Below are 23,018 nucleotides of genomic sequence, written 5' to 3'. Positions count from 1 at the left end.
TCCCAACAACAATAGAGATATCTTACCACATTTAGAGGCTTGCTCCAAAAGCCAATGCGCTCACCCTTTCTGTACTAAGCTTGCGACTGGCAAGCGAATGTCAAATAAAGTATTGTATCCTTCTGAGGTATCAGAGATATCAATGTTCCCTTGCAGATTCATAACCATTTCCTTGACATAGGACAAGCCAATTCCCGTTGAAGGGTTGCCCTGTTCATCATATTTTGTAGTAAATCCCGGAAGGAACACCAGCTCCACGTCTTGTACAGCTATTCCCGGGCCGTCATCTGCAATACAGAATCGAATCCACTCTTCTGTTTCATTCATCGTCACAACAATGGATACCATGCCCCGTTCCTCGATGGCTTCCACGCTATTGGCAACCAAATTGTTGACGAGTGACAGGGTCGTATAAATATGACATGATACATAAGGATTCGCCACATTGGACGTGAAATGAATGGGTTTGCCCAGCAGACGTGCATATTTTTCCTGCGCACGCACCACAATGGACACAAGTTCTCCAAGTGGCATATAATCGCGAGCATTCTCATCGGAAATCAGCTTCGAGAGGCCTGCATAAATCCGCTGATTATCCTTTTTCACCTCATGGACCTGCCCTGCGATGAGCAGTAGCTTTTTAGCATATTTTTCACCACCCGCAATCACGGACTGTTCCTTCATTTCACGATACAGCTCATAGCAATCCCGCGTGATGTCCTCCACCTGGTACAATGTTTTTTTCAAAAGAATCGATTCCTCGTACATATTGGAAACAAGCATCAGGACGCGTTCGTTACGAATTCGCTGCTCTCGCTCCATCCATTTGGCGTGTCGAAGCTGAATCATGCTGAAAAAGCTGAGCACAAAAAAACTGCGAATGAGGGCGATGACAGCAATCTGACTCACAACGGATAATTGCCAAACCCCCTCCCACGATGGAGAGCGAAAGGAAAGCTCGACTAAATTGGCAGCGATTTCTGCTACCGTTCCTAAAATACCTACCAGCAATGGCCGATGATGCAGCGTATTCACACGGAAAAACGAAAAAAGACAAGCAAACGTGGCATAAAAAAAGAAGGCCGGCATATGCATGCGAAAGGATTGCAGGAAGGAAAAGGTATCGAGATACGAAAAATCAAGGAGAATTCGAAATAAAACGACAATTATTCCCGTTAATACACCTGCTAGTAAAGAAGGGCGCAGCCACAGCAAAAAAAAGAAAAACGCAGTGGTACCAAAGCTGATGCGAAACTCATCCTGAAACGGGTGAAACTTCAGCTCCCCCGCAATCGGGACGGCAAGCAGCATAAGCAAAAGAATGGCTATACTTTCTCTCATCAAGACATATGCCCGCTCTCTCTATCAGTAATATTCCTATTTTACTATATTTTCCTAGAGGTAGACCATTAAAATACAATTGGCAGATAGAGTTTTTAGCAACAGCTTCAGAGGCCACAGACTCAAAAAAACTCCCTGGCATTCGTTCCATTCACAGGAACCCAAACACCAGGGAGGGTTTGCTTTTTACAATGGTTGATTATCGATGACTTTCGTCCAGCCATCCACTTGCTCCACACGGCGCTCTTTCATCAGCTTGCCGAGCGCTCGCTTGAAGCTGGACTTGCTCATTTGAAACTTTTCACGAATGATATCAGCCTCTGTATTGTCCGTATACGGCATGGCACCGTTGCGGCTATTCAAATACTCGAGCAGCTTGTCTGCATCTTCGCCATATTTGACTTCTTTCCGCTCCTTCATCGAGCCATTCAGACGCCCATCCTCGCGCACATAGCTGACTCGGCAGCTCACCGTTTGCCCCATTCTCATGCGCCCATCCATCTCGTCTCGATGAATAAACAAAATGTGATCGTCCTCTGTCAGCAAAAAGGCCCCTGCCTGAATGACCTTGTACACAGTAGCTTCGACCTGTTTGTTTTTCATCCGGGCATCCGCAGGTACAGAGAATTGTGTAATCTCATTTTCCGTCACAGGCTTTGCGAGCAGTCTGCCGAGCTTATCGCGCTTCAAAGCAACAAGCAAACGATCTTGAGGACGCGGCCATTCATCGCTGAGCTTTGGCAGGTCATCGATGAACAAAAGCAGGTCCTTGTTGATTCCGTTGTCCAAAAAGACACCCATCCGCGGAGAAATATCGACTACCTCGAGCCATCCGTACTCGCCCATGGCGACATATGGCAGAGCCATCGTCGCAGCCAGTCGATTTTCATGATCGTGGTATAAAAATACCTCAACCTCTTCGTCCATATGCAAATGTCCACGCGCTTCATTTACGTGAAGAAACACTTCATCCTTGCCTGAACGCAAAAAATATCCGATGTCAGTTTGACGGGATACTGTCATTTCCAGAGTCATTCCCGCCATCAAATTGCTTGGGGACGCGACTTTTGGTGCGACTTTTTGTCGTTCTGGTCTTCTTCCATTGTACATTCGTTCTTATCCTCGCTCTCTTCCTCTATGCACCCTAACTATACCCGTCAAACAGATGAAAATACCACAACTTTTTTTACCTCTTTTTGCAAAGTTGGCAAGTCTGATCCTGCCATTCATACATATAGCAATAAGGGCTTGGCTTACACTTCTCCCACCATGATCCCCTCTACCCTGACGCAGATAGGAGTGACCTTTGGCGATGCTGCTTTTGCTCGAGCATATCTTTTTGGGAATTGTCCAAGGCTTGACTGAGTTTTTACCGATCTCCAGTACAGGCCATCTCGTCTTGTTTCGCAAGCTATTCGGCTTGCAGGAGGTCGGTCTTCTCTTCGATACGATGCTCCACTTCGGGACGTTGATTGCTGTGGTGATCGTCTTTTGGCCACAGATTCGGTTTATTTTGACAAACCCTTTTAGCAAGCTGACAAAGCTGTTATTCGTCGGAACCATTCCAACCGCCGTCATCGGTCTTGCCTTTGAAGACTACTTCGAGGAAATATCGCAAACCGGTGTTACCATCGGCTGGGAGTTTCTCGTGACGGGTGCCATTCTATGGGGTGTCGAGTCTATGCGCCGCGGGCATCGCACATTTGATGATATCAGCTATACGGATGCCCTCATCATTGGCACTTTGCAGGGAGCAGCGATTCTTCCCGCCATCTCGCGCTCAGGGCTGACGATTGCTGGTGCACTCATGCGAGGAATCGAACGAGCGGAGGCTGCTCGTTTTTCATTTTTGCTTTCCTTGCCTGCCATCCTCGGCGCTTGTTTGTTACAAACCGTCAAGCTGGTAAAAGCTCCGCTCGAAACCTCTCTGCTCGCACCCATGCTTGTCGGAACGATCTGCTCGGGAATTGCCGGTTATTTCGCCATTCGCTGGATGATGAAAATCATTAGCTCAGGCTCCATGAAAGGCTTTGCCATTTACGTCTGGATCCTGGGAATTGTTATTCTCGCCCTGCAATTTTATGGACTGTAGTCGCAGGCACTACTATCTGTGCAAAAAAGCCGGCTGTCACCCCAGCCGGCTTCTTATCTGCTCTCTTCCTTGTCAGGGTATCGGCTCGCAATCAGTTTGCCAACCAACAAAATAATTCCATAAAATGCGGTCGCCAAAAGCGATGTGGCAAGCCAGGTAGCAGTTCCCAAAATAAGATAAAGAGCGGCGTGACCAATAAAAATCCCCAGTAGCCACACCAGGATGTTCATTCGATTAAAAAATGTCATCAGGCTACGCAAAATGCCTTGCACCTCCACCAATCCATCTGCTGGACCTGTTCAAGAAATCAGTTCCATTGCAAGAAACAGCAGCAATGTCTTCGAGACTTTTTGAACTTCCTCTACTACTGTTATAGCCGATGAAAAGGTGTTTTATCCCCCGAGCGTCATTCCAGCTCCTGGGTAGGTACGTTCACCGCAAACCCTGCACGCTCCAATATCTCTGCCAAAACCTCAAGTGGAGTATTCGCCACTTCCCCATACATTTTTTGCGTATGGAGATGGATCGCATCAGGAAAGTCCTCCATTAAATGTGAGCGCAGCTTTTTTCCGCTGTAATCCTCATCTGTAAATAGGTATATTTCACTCGCTGACTGTGTTTTCTCGGCAAGCTGCTCCCCTTTTTCTATGCTATACGAGCCGTACGTGCAAATAATGGTAATGGGCTCTGCCAGCACACGCAGCAACCGCTCCTTGTCTGTCTTGCCTTCGACGATGATGACACATTCATCCATGTCGCCATCCTCCTTTTCACAAAAGCCTCTACTGTAGTAAGTATACCTGCTATCTGTGCTTAGAAAACAGCTTTCGGGAAAATGTGCCTGAGTACATGATCCATCTGTATGGCATCGTAAGCTTGTGGATAGCAGATAAATTTTTAAAAGGGGTGCTTCTTGTTATGGCGAAATGGAAAAGTGCAAAAAACTTGAATCAAAAAGGACTGGCTGTTGCTGGCTTGACGAGCAGTACCGTTGCTGATGACACCCACACAGAAGAAAATCAAGGCGCCTCCAAGCAGCGCGTAGACCACAATACCGCTGACAATCAGATCGAGCAACAATAAAAGGGGGGCGGAAAAGCCGAGAAATCGGCTTTTTTTGCTGTTTTTCACTTCTTCTTTACTTTCCTTCTAAGCCTTGCTACGCTAAGAAAAAAATCTATCGAAGCCTTCTCATGGAGAAGCAGATACGCGAAGTTAAAACTCTACATCAATCGTTACAGGACGGAGAGATTTCTTGTGGAAGCATCCACATCTTTATGGAAAAACGCATCGTTCCTGAAGCTTTGGCTAGCTCAGCTGACTGCCAACATCGGGGATCAATGCTACAGCTTTGCCTTGCTTTGGTACCTGCTTCAAGCTACCAAATCAGGAACTGCCTTAAGCCTCCTCGCTATTCCAGAAATGGTCGCCGGCCTGCTATTTTATTTGATCGGTGGTGTGCTGGCAGACCGGTACAACCCTAAACTGTTAATGGTAGGGGCAGACCTTGCGCGGATCATCGTAGTCATTACTGTAGGCATTATGGCACTGCTTGGCATTGAACAATTTTCCTTCTTTTTGGCCGCACAGTTTTTACTTGGATTGTTTTCAAGCCTGTTTCAGCCATCTCGGACTGTTGCGCTGAAAGCAATTGTCCCGCTAGAGCAGCTCGGCAAAGCCAACGCGATATCAGACACAACCTTTCGAACCGTGCGAATTTTGGCACCCATGACGATCGGTTTGCTCGCAGCTTCGGTGCCGCTATCGACCCTGTTTTTTGTCAATGCAGCAAGCTATCTCGTATCGGTCTTTTTTCTTTATGCAATTCGCAGCTCCCTACATAATCGTTCCGAATCAGCCGCGAGTAAAATGACGCCAAAGCAATATGTAAACGACATTGCCCTTGGACTCGGCGAAATAAAGCGTAACAAGCTCCTTTTTCTGGTTTTGTTATTCAGCAATCTGGGCTTCATCGTCTGGGTCATCTGCTACAACGTGGGCTTCCCATTCCTCGCGGAGCGAATCGAGCAAGGCAACGGAAGTACATTGGCGATCCTGATCGGATTTTACGGCATCGGGAACTTGCTCGGCAGTCTCTACATGGCGCGCGCCTACTACACCAGGCACTTGTTCGTCATTTTGATCGGGTGGTCGTTCCAAGCAGCCGGATTTTTGCTCCTGACTATCGGTAGTACGAGCCATTGGATCGCCTTCCTCGCAGCGGCAATTGCCGGCGTTGGCGGGCCCTTTTCCGGAATCCCTACCGTTACCGCTATTCAGTTGAAAGCAACGAACGAGAATACAGGCAAGGTATTTGCTATCAACATGCTGTTGTTCACGTTTTTCGGGATGCTCTCCAGCATTCTTGGGGCAATCTGGCTTGGCAAATTACCGGTTGAACAGCTATTCCTTATAAGCGGATTGTTCCTCGCCTTGATCTGCTTCATCGGATTTGTCATGGAGCGACGCACCCATCACCTTATAGATCAAGAACACCAATCACATTCTGCGTAACAGCAGTGATTGGTGTTTTTTCTTTTGTGAAAAAAGCATTGCAATTCATAATTTCGCGTCATATAATCTGACATAAATAAAATGATGTTAGATTTTCTAACACAAAAAAGGAGTGGATGGAATGGAACCGACTCTTGCGCAACTCTCTGCTGCCATTGATGCCACATGGGTCATGGTATCCGCAATTTTGGTGATCCTCATGCAAGTTGGCTTTGCCCTTTTAGAGGCTGGGTCGACTCGTATGAAAAATGCCGGACACGTCGCAGGGAAGACGATTCTGACGTTCGGCATATGCTCGATTGCATTTTGGGCCCTGGGCTTTGGTCTTACCTTTGGCGATGGAAACTCATTTATCGGGCTCTCCGGCTTCTTCTTCGATGGGACACAAACTGACTCTTTCTCCGCTTTTTCTGCGTCTTCCATGCCTATCTCGATCCTCTTTTTATTTCAGCTAGCCTTTGCTGCTGTATCTCTCGCCATCTCTTGGGGCGGCTTCGCCGAGCGTGCCAAGCTATCGATTTACTTTCTGTTCAGCGTCTTGTTTACCGTTCTCATTTATCCCGTTGTCGGTCACTGGGTTTGGGGTGGCGGTTGGTTAGCCCGGCTCGGTATGCAGGATTTTGCTGGCTCGACTGTTGTCCACCTGCAGGGGGCTATTGTCGCACTGGTCGCTACGATTTTGTTGAAGCCACGGATCGGCAAATACAATCGTGACGGCAGCTCCAATCTGATACCGGGGCACAATCAGGTCTATTCGGTTTTGGGTGTACTCTTTCTATGGATTGGCTGGTTTGGCTTTAATGCCGGCTCCACTCTTGGCAGCACTTCCGGCTTCTTCGGCTATGTAGCTGTTACAACAAATCTGGCCACGGCGGCCGGAGCTGTTGCTGCACTCGCAATCTCCTGGATTGTAATGGGCAAAGCAGACATCCCGAGCATGTTAAACGGGGTACTGGCGGCTCTGGTAGCAATCACGGCTTCTTGCGCCTTCGTCGATCCGTGGGCTGCTGTCTTGATCGGTTTCGTGTCAGGTATTTTGACATTCTTCACTTCCATCTGGTTTGATCGCATGGGAATTGATGATCCGGTGTTTGCTTTCTCCGTTCACGGCGTAGCTGGTATTTGGGGGACATTGTCAACCGGCCTGTTTGCAACACCTGAGCTGGCTGAAAAAGTAGGTGTTGGTGGTGCAGGGCTATTTTACGGCGGCGGCTTTCATCAATTAGGGATACAAGCTCTCGGTTTGATCGGGTCAATGGCCTATGTTTTTATTGTCGCATTTCTTATTTTATCGATCCTGAAAGTAACGATTGGTCTTCGAGTCACTGAGGAAGAAGAGGTGGTTGGTCTTGATCTTAGCGAACATGGGGGATACGGCTATCCCGAACTACTCCAGCCTGAGCGCATACAGCCCCACGCCGCGGTCAGAAGCAATGCCTCTCACACTCTCTCCTGAGCAAATTGAGAGGATTCAAAGGACGTCCTCCTTTCGCGAGCTGTCCGGCATTCGCGAGCAACTGCTGGATTCGGAACCGCTTCGGCTGGTCACCCGTTCCAAGGAGCTCGCTCCTTTCTCAATTGTGGTCAATTTGATTCATGACTGCATGATCAGACAAGGGGTGCTACTCGCTGTCAACGAGCTGGTAAAAAGAGGGGCCGGCACTCCCCCCGTTCCATTTGCCTTTTTGCAGTTTGGCAGTGGGGGACGGTCTGAGCAAGCCATCGTGAGTGACCAGGATAACGGCTTGGTCTATTCCATTCCACCACACTTGGATGCGCCCGAAATTGAAAAGGTGCATGCCTATTTCCATCAGTTAGGAGCCACCATCGTTACTGGGCTGGAAGAACTCGGCTATCCCCCTTGCCAGGGAAACGTCACCTGCGTCTCGGCAAAATGGCGTGGAAGCGTCGAGCATTGGCTGGACCAGTTGGATCGCTGGGCGTCGCACCCCACGTGGGAGCATGCGCGCTATTTACTGCTTACGTGTGATGTCCGAGTTCTATGGGGGGAATCATCGGTCTTTGCACCTGTTTTCTTGCACCTGCGCCAATTGCTCGCCAATAACCCTTACCTGCTCAGTCGTCTGGCCAGCAATACGCTGCACTACCGTGTACCGCTTGGCTTGTTTGGCAGAATTTTGCCGGAGGTGACAGGCCGCTTTCGAGGGGCAGTTAACGTAAAATACGGCATCTACCTACCTATCGTTAACTGTGTCAGGCACTTCGCCCTCTCCCATGGGATTTTTGCCAGTACGACCTTGGAGCGGATCGCAGCCTTGCGAGAGCGCGGCCTATGGAGTAGAAGCTTTTGCGACGAGGTAGAAGACCATTTTCGCCAACTACTTGGATTACGTCTGGTTCCGCCCCTGCACTGGGAAGACCGTCAATACGTGAACAACAGCTATGTAAAGCTCAAAGAACTGTCTGCTGATACCAGCGTAATGGCAAAGACTGCGATGAAGCTAGCGATACGCCTGCAACGAATGACAGCTAAGCTTCCGTCCGTCCATCATGGATAGGAGGGTACAACCATGGCACAATGGGAGCTTTTGAGACGCATTTGGCACCTGAACCGCGAATCAGCGAGAGGCGTAAAAGGCTGGGAAACAGGCCATATCGAAGGAGATAAGCACCATCTGGCTTATTTGCGCTCGTTAAGCAAAGAACGTAAGGAGGCAGATTCCAGTGTCGATATTCTGCTTGCGGAGATGGAGGTTGTCGTTGTCGATCTGGAGACAACGGGCTTTTATCCCGATCATGGCGACGAAATGATTTCCATCGGGGCGGTAGCGATGAAGGGAGATCGGTTATTGCTTGGCGATTCTTTTTACACACTGGTGAAACCAGGGCGATCTATCCCTCCTCATATCCGTTCTCTGACCGGGATAACCGATGAAATGGTGCAGGATGCCCCTGAGCTGGTGCAGGTTCTGGCGCGATTTTTCCGCTACGTCGGAGACCGTCCACTGGTTGCCCACCACTCCCGACATGAAAGAGAATTTTTTCGCGCCGGATTATGGAAGACCAGCCGCCGTCCGCTTACCCATCGTATGCTCGACACGATGCTGTTCATCCGGTTACTCAGCAGCCCTGTCGGCAACGGTTCACTGGACGCCCTTTGCGCCATGCATGACATCCCGATATCTCGCCGCCATCATGCGTATTGCGATGCCGTAGCCGCCGGGACTTTGTGGGGAAAGTATGTAACCAAAGCGCAAGCAGTCGGATTTACGAATTTACGACAGATATACGAAGCTCTCCGCTAGATATGTTGATTGACAACGTATATTTTTCATAAAAAGGAGTTCCTAGCACATGATACGCATTCGAGATGCCGTTATTGATGATTTGCCAGCCATGCTTCACATCTACAACCATGCGATTCGAAATCTGGTCGCCACGTTTGATTTGGAGGAGCAGAGCCTGGAGCAGCGAGAAATCTGGTTTTACAAGCACGGGGAAAACTACCCGCTGCTCGTCGCTGAATCCGAAGGGAAGATTGTTGGCTATAGCTGCCTGTCTACTTTTCGGGAGAAGCCCGCATATGCCCAATCAACCGAGCTATCGGTTTACGTGGCAGATGATGTGCGCGGAAAAGGGGTGGGAACAGCACTGATGGCTGTCATCCTTCAACGTGCCGCACAGCTAGGCTACCATACCGTCATAAGCGGGATTGTAGGAGGCAACGAAGCGAGTATCGCGCTTCATCAAAAATTCGGGTTTCATTTCATCGGACAGTTTCGCGAGGTTGGGTTTAAATTCGGTGAATGGCAGGATGTTCATTTTTATCAGCTTCTGCTGGAGAATCAGTAGTCCCAATAAAAAAGTCAAAAGCGCCATTGTCATTCATGGGCTTTTGACTTTTTTCGTGGTCCATTCGCAAGCTCCAACCACTTCTCTCTAACACACTTTCTACTCCGCAGATGCGGCATCGATCTCCTCTGCTCCCGTCATTTGCAGCAATACCTCGTACGTCACAGGCAGAAGCGATTCAGGTACTCCCGCTGCTGTGTACACATGAGAAAAACGCTGCAAGGACCGATCCACAAAAATCGGAACGTCTACTTCGAGGGCAAACGGGCACACCGCGCCTACCTGATAGCCGGTCACCTCTACTACTTCTTCCGGTGAAGCCATTTTTGTTTTTCCAGAGCCTAGTGCTGCTTTGACCCGTTTTGAATGAATGCGCACATCGCCAGCAGCGACAAACATCGCGTATTTCTCACCCGCACGAAACAGGATCGATTTGGCAATCTGACCTACCTCCACCCCCAGTGCCTGGGCAGCAATTTCTGATGTGGGCAAAGGCTCCTCAAAAATAATCGGCTCCAGCTCTGGTTGATAACGCTGAACATAGGCGCGAACCTTTTCCAATGGACGACTACTCATTTTTCTTGCCTCCTGACCTGCTCTATTTCCTTTCAACAAATACAAGAAAGCAGTATGGCTCCACTGGCTTCGGAACCACACCGCTCTTTTATCCGGCCAAATTTCTTATCCTTTGATAAACGACTTGCGTACCCTGCTCCAAAATGTCAGTCTCTTGTAGCGGGCAAACTTGATTTTTTCCTGGCCTACCCGACACATAATGGAACGGACATCCTTCCAGACAGCCTGCTCACGATCCAATCCAATCATGATCTCGGGATTCATCACAATCAGCTCTACCTCATGATGCTTCGGCAAAACAAGGGAGCTGTTGACCGTACGATAAGCCTGGTTGTTAATCGATGCAATCTCAGACAGCTGAATAGCCTCGATCGATGGATGGACGATGGCTCCGTCTACCGCTTTGTTATAGGCCGTACTGCCAGACGGCGAGGAAACAATCAGACCGTCGCCACGAAACGTTTCGAGCTCATCTCCGTTAATATAAACGCACGTCACCAGCGTCGATAACGATGCATTGCGCAGCACCAGCTCATTAAGGGCCCATTTATCGTATTGTTGACCATCTCGTGTCTCTATTCGGCATTGGACGGTCGGGTATTCAGCAATCGCTGGTTCTTCTTGCTCGACCAATCGCTCTACGAATTCATCCAGCTCATCCGGTCTCCAATCTGCGTAGAAGCCGAGATGTCCCGTATGGATGCCCACATAAGCAGGCTCAGCGCCATATTGATGGACGGCTTCCAATAGCGTCCCGTCTCCCCCGATCGAAATGACCATATCGGGATGATCGTCAGGGCCAGACACGAAGCAATGCGGACTGTCAGCTGCCCTTACTTTTTGTTTCAATTCACTTTCTACTTCTCGCGTGTAATCATCATTTCGCAGTACAGTCGCAATCTTCATGCTGATCTGCCCTCACTTTTATCTTTCCAAGCGCTAAAGTAAGCTCTCTTCGTTTTTTTCACTATACCATAGGAAAAAGGACGATGCATGTATTCCCCTCTCCTTACCATCTCTCTTCCTGAAAAACTTGCTCCCGAAATTCATGCAAACGCCTTCGTGTCGCTGGAGACAAATCCCCTGGCAATTTGTCCCAGGGAAAGAAACGCATTTCCGCAACCTCTACCGGATCTCGCTTCGGCTCCTGCGCTCCCGTCAATGGTGCGTGAAAAAGGGCAATGTGGTCCCTTTTCCCTTCTCTTTCACTATAAAAAAGATGGCACAAAGAAAGCACCTGGGCGGTAATCCCACATTCCTCCCGAAGCTCCCGCCGGGCAGCTTCAAAGAAAGTTTCGCCCTTCTCGACTCCTCCACCAGGCAAATACCAGCCAACCGTATAGGTGTGACGAATCAACAGGACGCCTTTTTGCTCATCGGTAACGATTACTCTCGTGCCCAAGGTGAGCGGCCGGCGAATTTTCCAATACCATCTTGTAAGCGAATGGAACCACCTCATGCTTCCAACTCTCCCTGAACCATTTTTTGGCTATGGGCTACATTCTCTGTTTGTAATAGTTTTCCTGCTTTTCCCTTTTATCATAACCGCAACCAGGGCCTGCTTGCCAATCCACAATGAGAAAGCCTGGCTCCAATGCCTTTTGTGAAGCTGCAGCTGTATATATACTGGATCGGCATTTCATTCGTTCCTTTGTATACAAAAAACAGGCCTATCGTTCAGGCCCGTTCTTCATGCAAGACGATTCTCCAATTCCCTTACGATAGCCTCTGCCTTGCGGATCCATCTCGGATCAATCCGCGCGTCCTTGTCTACTGGCTCCTGAAATTGATTCATCACACCCGAAACCATGGGCTCCATGTACCCGATATCTTCTTCTACGCCCATCTGATAGACATGATGCAAAACAAACGGTTCTCCAATCTCCAGCCACGCATCTGCACTGTCCAGTTCTCCAGACACTACCTTTACAGGCAAGCGTAGATAAACCATATTCTGGTCATCCAGCACTCGGTCAAAAAAACCATGCTCATAATCCCAATTGGCCAAGGTGAAGTTTGGTAGCGTTTCTTGAAGATAACCGTATGTTCCTTTGGTACCCTGCAAGCTGCTTTTGATCGTTTTCATTATCTATCCCTGCCTTTGTCTTTGAAACCGTTCTTCTATTAATGTGCGACAAAATAGCTGGTTGTACTCCCCTAAAAAGAAAAAGAACAACAAGCCCTCTGCCCAAGCTTGGCAAAAGACTTGCTGCTCGTTTTCTTTTTAGAGCAAGGCGATGGTAAGCAGGGTAAACAACGCCAGCGGGATGATTTTGCTACCGCCGCAGCGACGTCGACGTTTTTTCGGAACAATGACAGGCGGCAATGGTTGCGGCGATATCCCCATTGGCGGGCACGGCTGCGGTGGTGGTGGAAACGGTGGTGGAAACGGTGGCGGAAATGGAGGAGGGAATGGTGGTGGGAATGACGATACAGGCGGAAACGGTGGGAATGGATTGAAGCCCATATAAGGACTTACTTGTGGTGGAAATGTATTCATTCCACTATAAGGACTCACCTGGCTGTACGGATTTTCTCCATATGGGCTGATCGGAACGCATGGATTGCTGCTGCTGCTAAACGGACTTACCTGTGGCGATGGTCTTTTCCCAGTGCTAAACGGACTTACTTGTGATGGTCTTTTGCCACTACTGTACGGGCTTACTTGTGGAAACGGGTTGTTGCTGCTGCTGTACGGGCTTACACGCGGAAATGGATTGTTGCTGCTGCTGCTGTACGGGCTTACCTGCGGAAACGGGTTATTGCTGCTGCTATACGGGCTTACGTTTCCTCCAGGAAAAGGACTTATATCACCGTATGGATCGTAACCTCCGTAAGGGTATGGATAGTAAACATCATACGGTGAAAAATAAGGATCGCCCCAGTCCGCATAGGTTTGATGACTGGCGACTTGCTCCACCTGATAGTAATCGTCCTCATATTCATCTACTTCTTCTTCCGCATCTGGGTCCTCTACTTCAACATATACGTTTTGATCGTCATAATCGACAATGACACCTTCAATGACTTGCCCGTCGATGGCTTCGATGCGCACTTTTTGCTCCACGTAATCTTTGCAAATGTTGTGCACATTTTCACGCATATCCTTTAGCAGACTGACGGTCTGTATGTCAGCCTGGTATAGGTTTTTTTCATCAGACTGCATGGAAACTCCTCCCCTTCTGATGGTTCTCTACTACCATATACAGGTGCCTATGGGGAGGTGTACCGTATTATAGGCTGGACTAGCCCAATTTCCACACAAGATATTTACATAAACCCTGGAAAAACATAAAACAGATGCTATTCGCTGATAAAACGCGATGGCAAGAATGGCTCCAGATGCTCTGTGCTGCCCTGCTCCAGATAATCTGCCATCCACTTTGCCGTGATCGGCGATAGCAAAATACCGTTGCGGAAATGCCCCCCTGCGATAGAGAGTCCACTCCAGCCTGGGATTGGGCCGAGTAGCGGCTTACCGTCTGCCGTCGCCGGGCGAAGACCTCCCCATGCTTCCAGGAACGCAGCTGTGTGCAATGCCGGAACGTAAGGCATGACACCATTTAAAATACTGGCCAAGCCAGCCATTGTTACTTCACGTTGGAAGCCGCTTTCATCCTCTGTGGCCCCAATCACGATTTTTCCATCCTTTTTAGGCGTAATATAGCCTGACGTCCCGAAAATGACTGTCCGAAGTGGTATCCCCACGGAGGAGACAGCTGCAATCTGTCCGCGCACAGGCCGTACAGGCACGGAAACGTTCAGCATCTCTAGCATGATCCCGGCCCATGCACCGGAAGTAATCACGGTTTGCTCCGCACGAAGCGGCCCCATGGAGCTTTCTACCCCGATGACCTTTCCGGCTTTGACGGCAATTCCACTCACTACACATCCCGAGAGCAGCTTAACGCCTTGCAGTCGGCACGCTGTCACCAACGCCCGGAGCAGCAAGCGATTGTTGATGTGCCCTTCTCTAGGCGAATAGATGGCAGCCTGAGCGTTGTCGGTCAGCATCGGCTCGACCTCGGTCAGCTCTTTTCCCGTGAGCCAATGTACAGCGTATCCTTTTTCCTTTTGCCAATGGTATTTGGTTTGCAGCTGCTCTTGTTCTTCCTCATTCAATGCGACGGTAAGCAGACCTTCCAGACTTACCTGCACATCTCCTGCAGTGAATTCCTCCAGTGTCTGTGCCCACTGCGGATACAATCGCAGGGAAGCTACCCCCATATCGAGCATCGGTCCCGGAGCCGTAAATTCTTTCAAAGGAGCCAGCATCCCTGCTGCCGCAGAAGACGCCTGCCCGCCCCATTCGCCTTGTTCAACCAATGTGACAGCCATACCGCGTCGTGACAGCTCATACGCCAGACTAAGACCAATAATTCCTCCACCCACTACCAGACAGTCACTCATGCTCTCTCTCCTCACTGTGTTTGTCCGGGTCATACCAAGGTCATCTTCTACGGGGAGAGGCAGCGTCTTGACGCAAATCAAAAAGCCCACCATCTCCCAAGCAGGAAAAGGTGGGCTCATACGCATACATGGAAACAAGGCGCAGTTTTTGCCGGCAACCATATCCCTGCGCCGGCATGATCCGGATCAGGTGCAATGGGTCGATGGTCTTTTGCTTCCATCCTCTCAGCCCCGCATGAAGGACTCCCCGAGTTGCTACTTCGTTATGTCGTTTTCGATCTTTTCATTGACCAGTATAGTCCTCTTGGCAACCATCTGACAAGTCTTACAATGACTTAGTCTTCATCTTTTACATCATAGCTTTCGGGAATCGTCTCATGCCTGGCTGCTTCCTCGTACTCGCGCAGCTTGCGCATTTCCTCCAGATGGTGCTTGAACTGATCCTTGTTGATCAAGTATTCATTGCCATCGTGAACGGCACGAATCCGCCCTTGGCTAATTTTCTCCAAAATAAAAGTTTCAGGGAGCTCCAGATAGGCTGCTGTCTCCGCTACGGTCAAATATGTCTTATTGTCTCGCAATCTAGCCTCCAGTTCCGCTTTCTGCTCTTCGTAGCCGGGTTTGCCCAGAAGTGCAAACATGTTGGCTTTGTACGCCTCTACTCCTGGCTGATCAAACGGGTTTACGCCTAACAAATAACCGCTTATCCCGCACGCCTTTTCAAAAAAGTAGATCAGGCCCCCCACATGATACGCTGTTGCTTCCGGAATCTCAATCAACAGATTGGGGACTCCGCCTGCTACGTGGGCCAGGACTGTTCCTTCGAAAGCTTTTTTATTGACAAACCCCATGTGCTTGCCTGTCAGGAAATTCAGACCATCTACATCGTCCGGGTCCCCCTGCACAGTCATATCGATGGCTGGCTTTGTTACCGACACCGTTGTTTCAAACAAATGCCGCATCCCATCCTGTATGTATTGTCCCAAGGAATGCAAGTCCGCCGAAAACTCGGCTGAGGCTGGAAAAATTCCTTTTCCGTCCTTGCCCTCGGATTCACCGAATAGCTGCTTCCACCATTCGGCAAAAAAACGAAATTGCGGCTCATAGCTGACTAACAATTCTACCATCTTGCCTTTCCGATACAGCGCATTGCGGATCGCCGCATACTGATAGCACGGATTTTCATGCAGGTCCATGACCATGTACTGTTCTCTGGCATCTGCTGCCCCTTGCATCAGTGCATCCATATCGGCTCCACTCACCGCGATCGGCAATAGCCCGACAGCTGTCAGGACAGAATACCGGCCTCCGATATCATCAGGAATGACGAATGTCTCGTAGCCCTCTTCATCCGCGAGCTTTTTCAAGGCTCCTCGCGATTTGTCAGTCGTGATGTAGATTCGTTCTTTTGCTTTTTCTCGCCCGTACTTTTTTTCTAGCCAGTTGCGAAAAAGCCGGAATGCAATCGCAGGCTCCGTCGTCGTACCTGATTTGGAAATGACGTTGATCGACGCGTCTTTACCTTCCAGCACGTCCATCAGATGAGAAATGTAGACGGGACTGATGTTGTTGCCTACAAAATAAATCTCCGGGGAACGCCGTTTCGACTTTGGCAGCAAATTGTAGAAGCTGTGGCCCAGAATATCCAGCACAGCCTTTGCCCCTAAATAAGAACCCCCGATTCCAATGACCAGAAGCACATCAGAGTCTGAGGAAATTCGTGCCGCTGCCTGCCGGATTCGTTCATACTCAGCACGGTCATACCTCTCGGGCCAATCCACCCACCCGAGATAATCTCTGCCTGGTCCCGTTCTTTTGTGCAGCATTTCATGCGCCTGACCAATCGCCGGAGCAAGCTGCTCCCATTCATGTGGTTTGACAAAAGTACGAGCGTTGGAGTAATCAAAACGAATCGCTTGGTTCATGGCTCCCCTCCAAAGGAACGTCATCTATTCCTTATCTTATCACGGGATTTGCCCGTAAAGTACTTTACGTCAAAACCTATCAAAAAGCGATGAAATCATAAATATTTCGCCACAACTGTAACCCTTTTCCAATCTTTTCGTATAACCTTTCGAGCAACGAAACATTTTGACATTACGCTTTCTTTTACCACTTCAAGAAAAATAAGGGGAAATCGATCATGAAAAAACGCTGGTGGATCATCGGTTCCGTAGTAGTCCTCCTGGGCGTAGGTTATGTCGGACTCAACATGATGGGATCTGGGCAAGCCATGGGTATGCCCGTAAACATCGGAACGGCAACGAAGTCGACACTTGAAAGCAAAATTCTCACTTCAGGGGTCGTTATTGTTGAGGACAAGCAAAAGCAGTACGCGAATGTAACCGGAACCTTGCGAGAATTCGTAGTCAAGGAAGGAGACAAAGTCAAAAAGGGACAGGTCATCGCGAAAATCGATACATCTGACGTCGATAGCAAAATTCTCGATATCGACGCTCAAATGGAGCTGGCGAGAGCCAATCTGGCAAAAGCGCAGGTAGGGAGTGAGCCAGAGGAAGTGGCGCAGGAGAACGAACGCGTCTTGCAAGCGCAGCGCGAGTACGATACAGCTAAAAAAGAATACGACCGGATGCATCAGCTTTTTACATCGGGTGCTTCTACCCAGCAGGAGCTGGATAAAGCCAAATCTCAGGTAGACTCTACTCTTTCTACTCTGAATGTAGCCAAGCAGCAGCTCTCCCTCAAGAAAAAGGGGCCTCGCAAAGAAGAAATCGCTTCTCAGCAAGCACAAATCAATAAGCTGCAAGTGGAACGCGGGCAGTTGGAAAAGGACCGCGTCCAAAGCGTTCTCGTCGCTCCAGCAGATGGAACCATCATTGCGGTTGCAGCCGACAACGGACAATACGTGAACAAAGGAACAGAGATCCTCACACTCGCAAATCTCGACAACCTGTTGATTCAGGCAGATATTAATGAATCAGATGTAAACAAAATGAAGGCGGGACAAACTGCAGTCATCGAAGGCACGACACTCGGTAAACAACAGCTGAATGCAAAGGTCACGCGGATTGCACCAACAGCAACCACCACACAAAGCAGCTCGGGCCAAGGCGAAAAAACCCGTGTCAAAGTGACGTTAACGCCTGAAGGTGATTTGTCTGCGCTCAAGCCTGGCTTCCATGTCGACATCAATATTTCCGTCCAAAAAATTGATCAAGCGCTGCAAGTACCGATTGAAGCCGTACAACAGGATGCGGACGGCAGCACGTTTGTCTGGATCGCAGCTGATGGAGTAGCGAAAAAGCAAAAAATCGAAACAGGCACGGAAAACGAGCTGTTCTCTCATGTGAAATCCGGTTTGAATGGTGATGAACAAATTATTTTGAGCCCTGTTGATTCCTTGACCGATGGAGTACCAATCATGCCGATGCCGGGCGGAGCAGGAATGGGTATGTAGCCCACTTAAGCAGGAAAGGAGGTCAGCCGACAATGCTTCACGTAGAAGGCTTGACGAAATCATATAAAACGGGCGACTCTACACTTCCTATTTTAAAAGGCGTCTCTCTCTTGGTGGAACAAGGCGAATTCGTCGCCATCATGGGACCATCGGGATCAGGGAAATCAACATTTATGAACATGCTAGGTTGTCTAGATCGCCCGGATACGGGTACATATATGCTGGATGGGATTGAGGTAAGCAGTCTGAAGGACCAGCAGCTTGCCCATGTTCGCAATCAAAAAATCGGCTTCGTCTTTCAATCGTTTAATCTTTTGGCTCGCTCTACCTCTCTGCACAATGTAGAGCTGCCAATGATGTACGCCAATATTAGCCGTTCTGAACGCAGGAAGCGTGCGACCGAAGCACTCAAACGTGTAGGACTTGCTGAGCGCATACACCACAAGCCGACACAGCTCTCCGGTGGACAAAAGCAGCGGGTAGCAATCGCTCGTTCATTGGTTAACCGCCCTGCCATTTTGCTGGCCGACGAACCAACCGGGAATCTCGACAGCCGGTCTGGCATTGAAATCATGGCTATGTTTCAGGAGCTGCATGCACAGGGTGTCACGATCATCCTGGTTACGCACGAGTTGGACATCGCCCAGCATGCTGAGCGGATCGTCACTTTTAAAGACGGAGTGATTATTCGGGATGAACGGGTCACTGAGCGACTCTTTGCCACCCCGTCAGACGAGGTGATCGTCACATGAATTTTTTGGAGAGCTTCACTACCGCAGTAGAAGGAATTTGGGCGAACAAAATGCGCTCCAGTCTGACGATGCTCGGGATTATTATCGGGATTACCTCTGTCATTACGGTGACGACTCTTGGTGAGGGTGGTCAAAATGCCATCAATCAGGAGATGGAGAAGTTTGGGCAAAACACCTTCAATGTCTACATTAACTGGGAAACCAAAGAAACCATGTCTAATGATGATTTGACGGTAGAGGATGCGGAGGTACTCAGCAAGATCAGTCCCGCAATCGAATACATCGTTCCCTACAACTCCACAACCATCGAAATGAAGGGTCCAAAGAAGGAAGAACGGGTTAACCTCTCAGCTACTACATCTGATTACTTTGCCATGCAAAAGACAATGAAGGTAGCAAAAGGGCGTCTTTTCAACAGTACAGACGACAAGGAACAACGTGCTGTAGTCGTGCTGGAGGAAGCACTCGGGGAAAAGCTGTTTGGACAAATGAATCCGATCGGACAGCGTGTACGCTGGGGAAACAACTCGCTCGTTGTTATCGGGACATACACGGAGGAGAAATTCAAGTTTGACATGGGTGCGCAAACCTTTGGTGCCTTTGTCCCGATTCGCTTCCACCAAACCTTGCAGGAAGAGCCCTCCGTCCAGACGTTTATGGGAAAAGCCATCGATAAAGCGTCTGTGAATCCTGCCATGCAGCAAGTAAAGCAATACCTCAGCCGCAAGCATCAAAAGAAAGACCATTATATGGCTCGCAGCATGCAAGAATCAGTCGACCAGTTCAATCAGCTGACTGGCACGCTGACTTTGATCTTTAGTGTGATTGCCGGTATTTCGCTCGTGGTGGGTGGTGTCGGGGTTATGAATATCATGCTCGTTTCTGTCACAGAGCGTACGCGAGAGATCGGGATTCGCAAAGCGCTTGGCGCCAGACGCCGGGATATTCTGGTTCAATTCCTGATCGAGTCGGTGATCGTATGCTTGATTGGCGGTCTGATCGGCGTCTTGTTCGGTCTCGGAATTGCCGCTCTGATTGCGCACTTTGCCAATTTGCCGCCGACGCTTTCCTGGAACAGTGTGTTTATTGCCTTTGGCTTTTCCAGCGCGATCGGTATCTTCTTTGGCCTCTACCCTGCGAACAAAGCAGCCAAGCTTGATCCAATCGAAGCATTGCGTTACGAATAAAACGGGAAACAAAAAACATGCACCGGGCGTTGCTTGCGCTTTCGGTGCATGCTTTACGTTGGAAAAGTATCCGTCATCAGCTTCAAAAGAAAAAAAAGCGCTATCCCGACGCTCGCCACGGCCCACCAAATCGTTTTGTTGTCTGCCTTGTCAGACTTGTAAATCCCGCTCAGCTTCCAGGTGCCAACAGCAACGCAGAGGAGACTGATCAGGAGCAGGATTGTCCCCATGATCTCCCTCCTTTCCCTTCCCTAGCTATATGGGATGGGACGGAAAAAAATCACTCCTTTGGCTCCTTTTTACCCAAACGATTGAGAACCTGACGGCCTCGTTCCTTGATGGACTCATCTTTTACAGCCAATTGACGCTTTTTCATCATGCCATTTTTCGAGGTGTCAGGGCGAGCCTTCTGCTGCTCATCACGCATTAGCTAAACTTGCCTCCGCCCTTTTTCTCATAATCAGCCAAGAGCTCGCCAAAGCTTTTGTTTCGCTCGCGTTCTTCCTGCTCACGACGCTTTTGCTCAGCCAATTCTTGTGCTTTTCGTTCGCTGTCCGCCTTCATTTCCTTTTCCAGCAGCTTGAGCTTTCCAAGGGCATCAGCATTCAGCATATCCTTCAGACTGTTTAGTCCGTTTTTTGTTTCTTCCGCTTGCATAGCTGGACGCTCATGCTTGCGCTGTTTCTTCGCCATTTTAACTTCCATCCTTTCTCTATCTCATTTCTGTCCTCATTCTCTGGCTCAAACCTGGTCATACTATGTCCATCTGGCATGAGGAGGAGGACAAGACATGGTACGCAACAAAGCAAAAGACTTCGGGAAAACCGCAGAAATCAGAGGGCCAAAATCCCAATCAGAAGCCGTTCGATCTGATGGCTCCATTAATAGTGAACCACAAGAGCGGTTAAAAGAAAACCGTTAGCAGGCAAAAACCGCCGGGCTGTTCACGCTCGGCGGTTTTTCTTGGAAAGCGGTGGGCGGTCCGGTAGTTTTCGTTTTACCCATTCCTGCCCCAGCAGTGTCAGCTTTTCGTCAAACTGAAACACCGCTCCTTTTTTGATCAGGCGCTTCGCCAGATCACGCTCCATTTCTATAAGTGGCAAGGCCTTGAAGGCCCCGGCCGTATCCAGACTGGCGCGTGAGAGGGAAGCATGCCTGGTTGAAAACAGGGTCCACGGCCAGCGATAACCGGATAAGCTCGATCCGTATTTTTGCCTGATCGTAAGACGCTTCTCTGCTTCCGGACAGGGCAGACCGATCGGGAATGCCTGACCATTTACAATATGCCCCTCCTCAAGCAAGCGGATCGTTTGTGTATGGGAATGCGGCCGCTTGATATACGGATAATTTTCCAGCCATTCCTTGCATTCAGCATGCTGGATCGGGCTGAAGCCCGGATCATATACCGAATAAATACGCCTCGCACAAAGTCCGAGAAGTACGAGTTTTTGCTGCTTCTCATGGGCATGCAGATGGACGCTGATGAAATCGCGCGGAACGATCATTGTTGGTGACAAGAAAATAATCACTTCCCCGCGCGCCTGCTTGACTCCTCGATTCAACAGCTCTGCATATGGCAGCGCCCTCCGAAATCGCAAGCATTGCAGGGGATAATGGGCGCCAAATCCCGCCATTTTTTCGGCCACTCCATCCGAAGAGGCGTTATCGAGCACAATCACTTCAAATTTTTCGAAAGAGGCAAACTGCAAATTAAAGCTGAACAAGGTATACAGGAGCTGATCGACTGCGTCTCTAACTGGAATGACGACACTGGTAAGCATCGGATCTCCCCCTTTTTGTAGCATATGCACCACCTACACATGTGGGCTGGGCGCATCCATTTTCAGGGGAAAGTCTGGCTTCCTTCGTATAAGAGGCCTGTCGTTGATGCATCTTAGTCAAGAGACATCTTCGTATGAAGGAGGTCCAAGTGATGGACAAGACCAACCAGGAAAACGAAGAAACGAAAGATATTTCCCTTGATGGTACGTTGCCTCATCAAATCAGCGCACCTGACTTCAAAAATTCCTCACGCTCGATTCAGAAGCCGTTTGTCAATGAATTCGGAGTTGTGATCGGGGACAGCCTGTATGAATCGGAGCAATCACCGCTCAACAACTGGTCGACAGATACAGACCCGGAAATCATGGCAGGTGACAAGTGGGTCCACCCTACCAATGACATCGGATGGAACTCCTACGAAAATCGAGAGCTGTTGGAAGACAAAGAAATAAAAGGGGCACGCTTCATGCATCCTACCTTTGACGTAAGCAAAGGCAAGGACTAGCTTGTGGCGATCCACACACAACCCATTCGGCAGAGCCATTCTGGCCGGATGGGTATTTTTGCGTGAAAAACGTCTCGACTTTTTTCAACGTAAAAGAATGTATTAGCACGAGGCTTATACATTCTGGAGCGCATGACAACTTTCCGCTAAACGCGGTCGCCCTCCTTTGAGGAAGCCTCGATAGAGGTTTTCTTATTAAAGGGTGATGTGAACATTTGCGGAAGCTGTGCCCCTGGCTTATATGCTCATTTTATTATGTTACAATGGACAGTAATGAATAGAGGGGGAGTTTTGCCCATGAGCATCAAGCTGGTAATCGAGTCTGCGTTTTCTAAGGCCTATCAACGTTATGCCGGATTTCTGCCGGGGGATACGCTGCGCTTATATGTACGAACAAGTGGTCCAGGAACAGGCGGTTTGTTTTACGCCATTGAAAAAGATGAAGCGATGACCGGTGATGCTGTTTTTGAAGTAGAAGGACTTACCTTTGTCATTCGACCCACCGACTTTTGGTATTTTGACGGGGGATCGCTTGCGTACAATCCTACATATGGAGAGTACGGCTTTACGTTTTCCAATCCTCGACTGGAGAGCTGAGCCAAGCCTGCAAACTGTCAGCCCAAGAAAC

General features: G+C 49.2%; 28 protein-coding genes, 1 pseudogene and 1 riboswitch. Of the genes and pseudogenes, 13 read left to right on the top strand and 16 right to left on the bottom strand.

Annotated features, from left to right (window positions below):
- Positions 1-60 precede the first annotated feature (60 nt).
- Positions 61-1,341 (bottom strand): sensor histidine kinase, encoded by a 1,281-nt coding sequence (locus tag ADS79_RS02420; protein WP_049736808.1) that lies wholly within the window; start codon positions 1,339-1,341, stop codon positions 61-63.
- 186 nt (positions 1,342-1,527) lie between these two features.
- A complete protein-coding gene (locus tag ADS79_RS02415) occupies positions 1,528-2,451 on the bottom strand; it encodes a CvfB family protein (RefSeq protein ID WP_049736807.1) in 924 nt (307 codons plus the stop codon).
- Between the two features lie 202 nt (positions 2,452-2,653).
- Between ADS79_RS02415 and ADS79_RS02410 the strand changes: the two genes are divergently transcribed.
- Positions 2,654-3,433 (top strand): undecaprenyl-diphosphate phosphatase, encoded by a 780-nt coding sequence (locus ADS79_RS02410; RefSeq protein WP_049736806.1) that lies wholly within the window; start codon positions 2,654-2,656, stop codon positions 3,431-3,433.
- 53 nt (positions 3,434-3,486) lie between these two features.
- Here the strand turns inward: ADS79_RS02410 and ADS79_RS02405 are convergent, their stop codons facing one another.
- Complete coding sequence (locus tag ADS79_RS02405; RefSeq protein ID WP_236699859.1) at positions 3,487-3,711, bottom strand: hypothetical protein; 225 nt, start codon at positions 3,709-3,711, stop codon at positions 3,487-3,489.
- Positions 3,712-3,839: 128 nt separating this feature from the next.
- Positions 3,840-4,187 (bottom strand): toprim domain-containing protein, encoded by a 348-nt coding sequence (locus tag ADS79_RS02400; RefSeq protein WP_049736804.1) that lies wholly within the window; start codon positions 4,185-4,187, stop codon positions 3,840-3,842.
- A gap of 164 nt (positions 4,188-4,351) precedes the next feature.
- On the opposite strand from ADS79_RS02400, the gene ADS79_RS35520 reads away from it, so the two are divergent.
- From ADS79_RS35520 to ADS79_RS02370, 6 genes are all read left to right on the top strand, one after another.
- Complete coding sequence (locus tag ADS79_RS35520) at positions 4,352-4,516, top strand: hypothetical protein (protein WP_162839501.1); 165 nt, start codon at positions 4,352-4,354, stop codon at positions 4,514-4,516.
- A gap of 174 nt (positions 4,517-4,690) precedes the next feature.
- Complete coding sequence (locus tag ADS79_RS02390; RefSeq protein ID WP_049736802.1) at positions 4,691-5,947, top strand: MFS transporter; 1,257 nt, start codon at positions 4,691-4,693, stop codon at positions 5,945-5,947.
- Between the two features lie 121 nt (positions 5,948-6,068).
- Positions 6,069-7,403, top strand: a complete 1,335-nt coding sequence (locus ADS79_RS02385; protein WP_049736801.1) for an ammonium transporter — start codon at positions 6,069-6,071, stop codon at positions 7,401-7,403.
- Positions 7,297-8,466, top strand: a complete 1,170-nt coding sequence (locus ADS79_RS02380; protein ID WP_236699858.1) for a DUF294 nucleotidyltransferase-like domain-containing protein — start codon at positions 7,297-7,299, stop codon at positions 8,464-8,466. Before ADS79_RS02385 ends, ADS79_RS02380 begins: the two co-directional genes overlap by 107 nt.
- Before the next feature lie 12 nt (positions 8,467-8,478).
- Complete coding sequence (locus ADS79_RS02375; RefSeq protein WP_049736799.1) at positions 8,479-9,213, top strand: exonuclease domain-containing protein; 735 nt, start codon at positions 8,479-8,481, stop codon at positions 9,211-9,213.
- Between the two features lie 49 nt (positions 9,214-9,262).
- Positions 9,263-9,760 carry a GNAT family N-acetyltransferase gene (locus ADS79_RS02370; RefSeq protein WP_049736798.1) on the top strand — a complete coding sequence of 166 codons (498 nt, stop codon included), beginning with the start codon at positions 9,263-9,265 and terminating at the stop codon, positions 9,758-9,760.
- A gap of 99 nt (positions 9,761-9,859) precedes the next feature.
- Here the strand turns inward: ADS79_RS02370 and ADS79_RS02365 are convergent, their stop codons facing one another.
- The 8 genes and pseudogenes from ADS79_RS02365 to ADS79_RS02330 all read right to left on the bottom strand — a co-directional run.
- The gene (locus ADS79_RS02365) at positions 9,860-10,336 is read right to left on the bottom strand and encodes a YbaK/EbsC family protein (protein ID WP_049736797.1); all 477 of its coding nucleotides are present in this window, start codon (positions 10,334-10,336) and stop codon (positions 9,860-9,862) included.
- A gap of 105 nt (positions 10,337-10,441) precedes the next feature.
- On the bottom strand, positions 10,442-11,242 hold the full coding sequence (locus tag ADS79_RS02360) for an NAD kinase (protein WP_049736796.1): 801 nt from the start codon (positions 11,240-11,242) through the stop codon (positions 10,442-10,444).
- A gap of 103 nt (positions 11,243-11,345) precedes the next feature.
- Entirely contained in the window at positions 11,346-11,795 is a 450-nt protein-coding gene (locus ADS79_RS02355) for an NUDIX domain-containing protein (protein ID WP_049736795.1), read from the bottom strand.
- 231 nt (positions 11,796-12,026) lie between these two features.
- Entirely contained in the window at positions 12,027-12,422 is a 396-nt protein-coding gene (locus ADS79_RS02350; RefSeq protein WP_049736794.1) for a YugN family protein, read from the bottom strand.
- Between the two features lie 138 nt (positions 12,423-12,560).
- A complete protein-coding gene (locus tag ADS79_RS35155) occupies positions 12,561-13,502 on the bottom strand; it encodes an LSm family protein (protein WP_049736793.1) in 942 nt (313 codons plus the stop codon).
- A 137-nt stretch (positions 13,503-13,639) separates the two neighbouring features.
- Positions 13,640-14,746 carry a glycine oxidase ThiO gene (thiO, locus tag ADS79_RS02340; RefSeq protein ID WP_049736792.1) on the bottom strand — a complete coding sequence of 369 codons (1,107 nt, stop codon included), beginning with the start codon at positions 14,744-14,746 and terminating at the stop codon, positions 13,640-13,642.
- A gap of 143 nt (positions 14,747-14,889) precedes the next feature.
- Positions 14,890-15,006, bottom strand: a riboswitch (TPP riboswitch).
- A gap of 75 nt (positions 15,007-15,081) precedes the next feature.
- A complete protein-coding gene (locus ADS79_RS36515; protein ID WP_328134648.1) occupies positions 15,082-15,306 on the bottom strand; it encodes an excisionase family DNA-binding protein in 225 nt (74 codons plus the stop codon).
- A gap of 18 nt (positions 15,307-15,324) precedes the next feature.
- Positions 15,325-16,671: pseudogene (locus ADS79_RS02330) on the bottom strand (glucose-6-phosphate isomerase); the annotation flags it as partial.
- Positions 16,672-16,889: 218 nt separating this feature from the next.
- Between ADS79_RS02330 and ADS79_RS02325 the strand changes: the two are divergent.
- Genes ADS79_RS02325 through ADS79_RS02315 form a run of 3 tightly spaced genes read left to right on the top strand, consistent with a single transcriptional unit; the run spans position 16,890 to position 20,103 of the window.
- Positions 16,890-18,164, top strand: a complete 1,275-nt coding sequence (locus tag ADS79_RS02325; protein WP_049736789.1) for an efflux RND transporter periplasmic adaptor subunit — start codon at positions 16,890-16,892, stop codon at positions 18,162-18,164.
- 32 nt (positions 18,165-18,196) lie between these two features.
- Positions 18,197-18,916, top strand: a complete 720-nt coding sequence (locus tag ADS79_RS02320; RefSeq protein WP_049736788.1) for an ABC transporter ATP-binding protein — start codon at positions 18,197-18,199, stop codon at positions 18,914-18,916.
- Positions 18,913-20,103, top strand: a complete 1,191-nt coding sequence (locus ADS79_RS02315) for an ABC transporter permease (RefSeq protein ID WP_049736787.1) — start codon at positions 18,913-18,915, stop codon at positions 20,101-20,103. Before ADS79_RS02320 ends, ADS79_RS02315 begins: the two co-directional genes overlap by 4 nt.
- Positions 20,104-20,156: 53 nt before the next feature.
- Here the strand turns inward: ADS79_RS02315 and ADS79_RS35515 are convergent, their stop codons facing one another.
- The 3 genes from ADS79_RS35515 to ADS79_RS02310 are packed head-to-tail and all read right to left on the bottom strand — an operon-like array spanning position 20,157 to position 20,796.
- Positions 20,157-20,333 (bottom strand): hypothetical protein, encoded by a 177-nt coding sequence (locus ADS79_RS35515; protein ID WP_162839500.1) that lies wholly within the window; start codon positions 20,331-20,333, stop codon positions 20,157-20,159.
- Positions 20,334-20,383: 50 nt separating this feature from the next.
- Positions 20,384-20,530: a hypothetical protein gene (locus tag ADS79_RS35510; RefSeq protein ID WP_162839499.1), complete on the bottom strand. Its 147-nt coding sequence runs from the start codon at positions 20,528-20,530 to the stop codon at positions 20,384-20,386.
- Positions 20,530-20,796 (bottom strand): DUF3886 domain-containing protein, encoded by a 267-nt coding sequence (locus tag ADS79_RS02310; RefSeq protein WP_049736786.1) that lies wholly within the window; start codon positions 20,794-20,796, stop codon positions 20,530-20,532. The genes ADS79_RS35510 and ADS79_RS02310 overlap by 1 nt, the downstream gene beginning before the upstream one ends.
- A gap of 97 nt (positions 20,797-20,893) precedes the next feature.
- Here ADS79_RS02310 and sspK point away from each other — a divergent pair, with 97 nt between their 5' ends.
- Positions 20,894-21,025 (top strand): small acid-soluble spore protein K, encoded by a 132-nt coding sequence (gene sspK, locus ADS79_RS02305; RefSeq protein ID WP_049736785.1) that lies wholly within the window; start codon positions 20,894-20,896, stop codon positions 21,023-21,025.
- A gap of 22 nt (positions 21,026-21,047) precedes the next feature.
- Here sspK and ADS79_RS02300 read toward each other — a convergent pair whose 3' ends face one another.
- A complete protein-coding gene (locus ADS79_RS02300; RefSeq protein WP_236699857.1) occupies positions 21,048-21,908 on the bottom strand; it encodes a glycosyltransferase family A protein in 861 nt (286 codons plus the stop codon).
- Between the two features lie 128 nt (positions 21,909-22,036).
- Between ADS79_RS02300 and ADS79_RS02295 the strand changes: the two genes are divergently transcribed.
- Positions 22,037-22,390 carry a DUF3905 domain-containing protein gene (locus ADS79_RS02295; protein WP_049736784.1) on the top strand — a complete coding sequence of 118 codons (354 nt, stop codon included), beginning with the start codon at positions 22,037-22,039 and terminating at the stop codon, positions 22,388-22,390.
- A 297-nt stretch (positions 22,391-22,687) separates the two neighbouring features.
- Positions 22,688-22,987 carry an iron-sulfur cluster biosynthesis family protein gene (locus ADS79_RS02290; RefSeq protein ID WP_049736783.1) on the top strand — a complete coding sequence of 100 codons (300 nt, stop codon included), beginning with the start codon at positions 22,688-22,690 and terminating at the stop codon, positions 22,985-22,987.
- Positions 22,988-23,018 lie beyond the last annotated feature (31 nt).

Source organism: Brevibacillus reuszeri (assembly GCF_001187725.1).
Classification (GTDB): domain Bacteria; phylum Bacillota; class Bacilli; order Brevibacillales; family Brevibacillaceae; genus Brevibacillus; species Brevibacillus reuszeri.
This window is presented reverse-complemented; position numbering and strand designations above follow the sequence as displayed.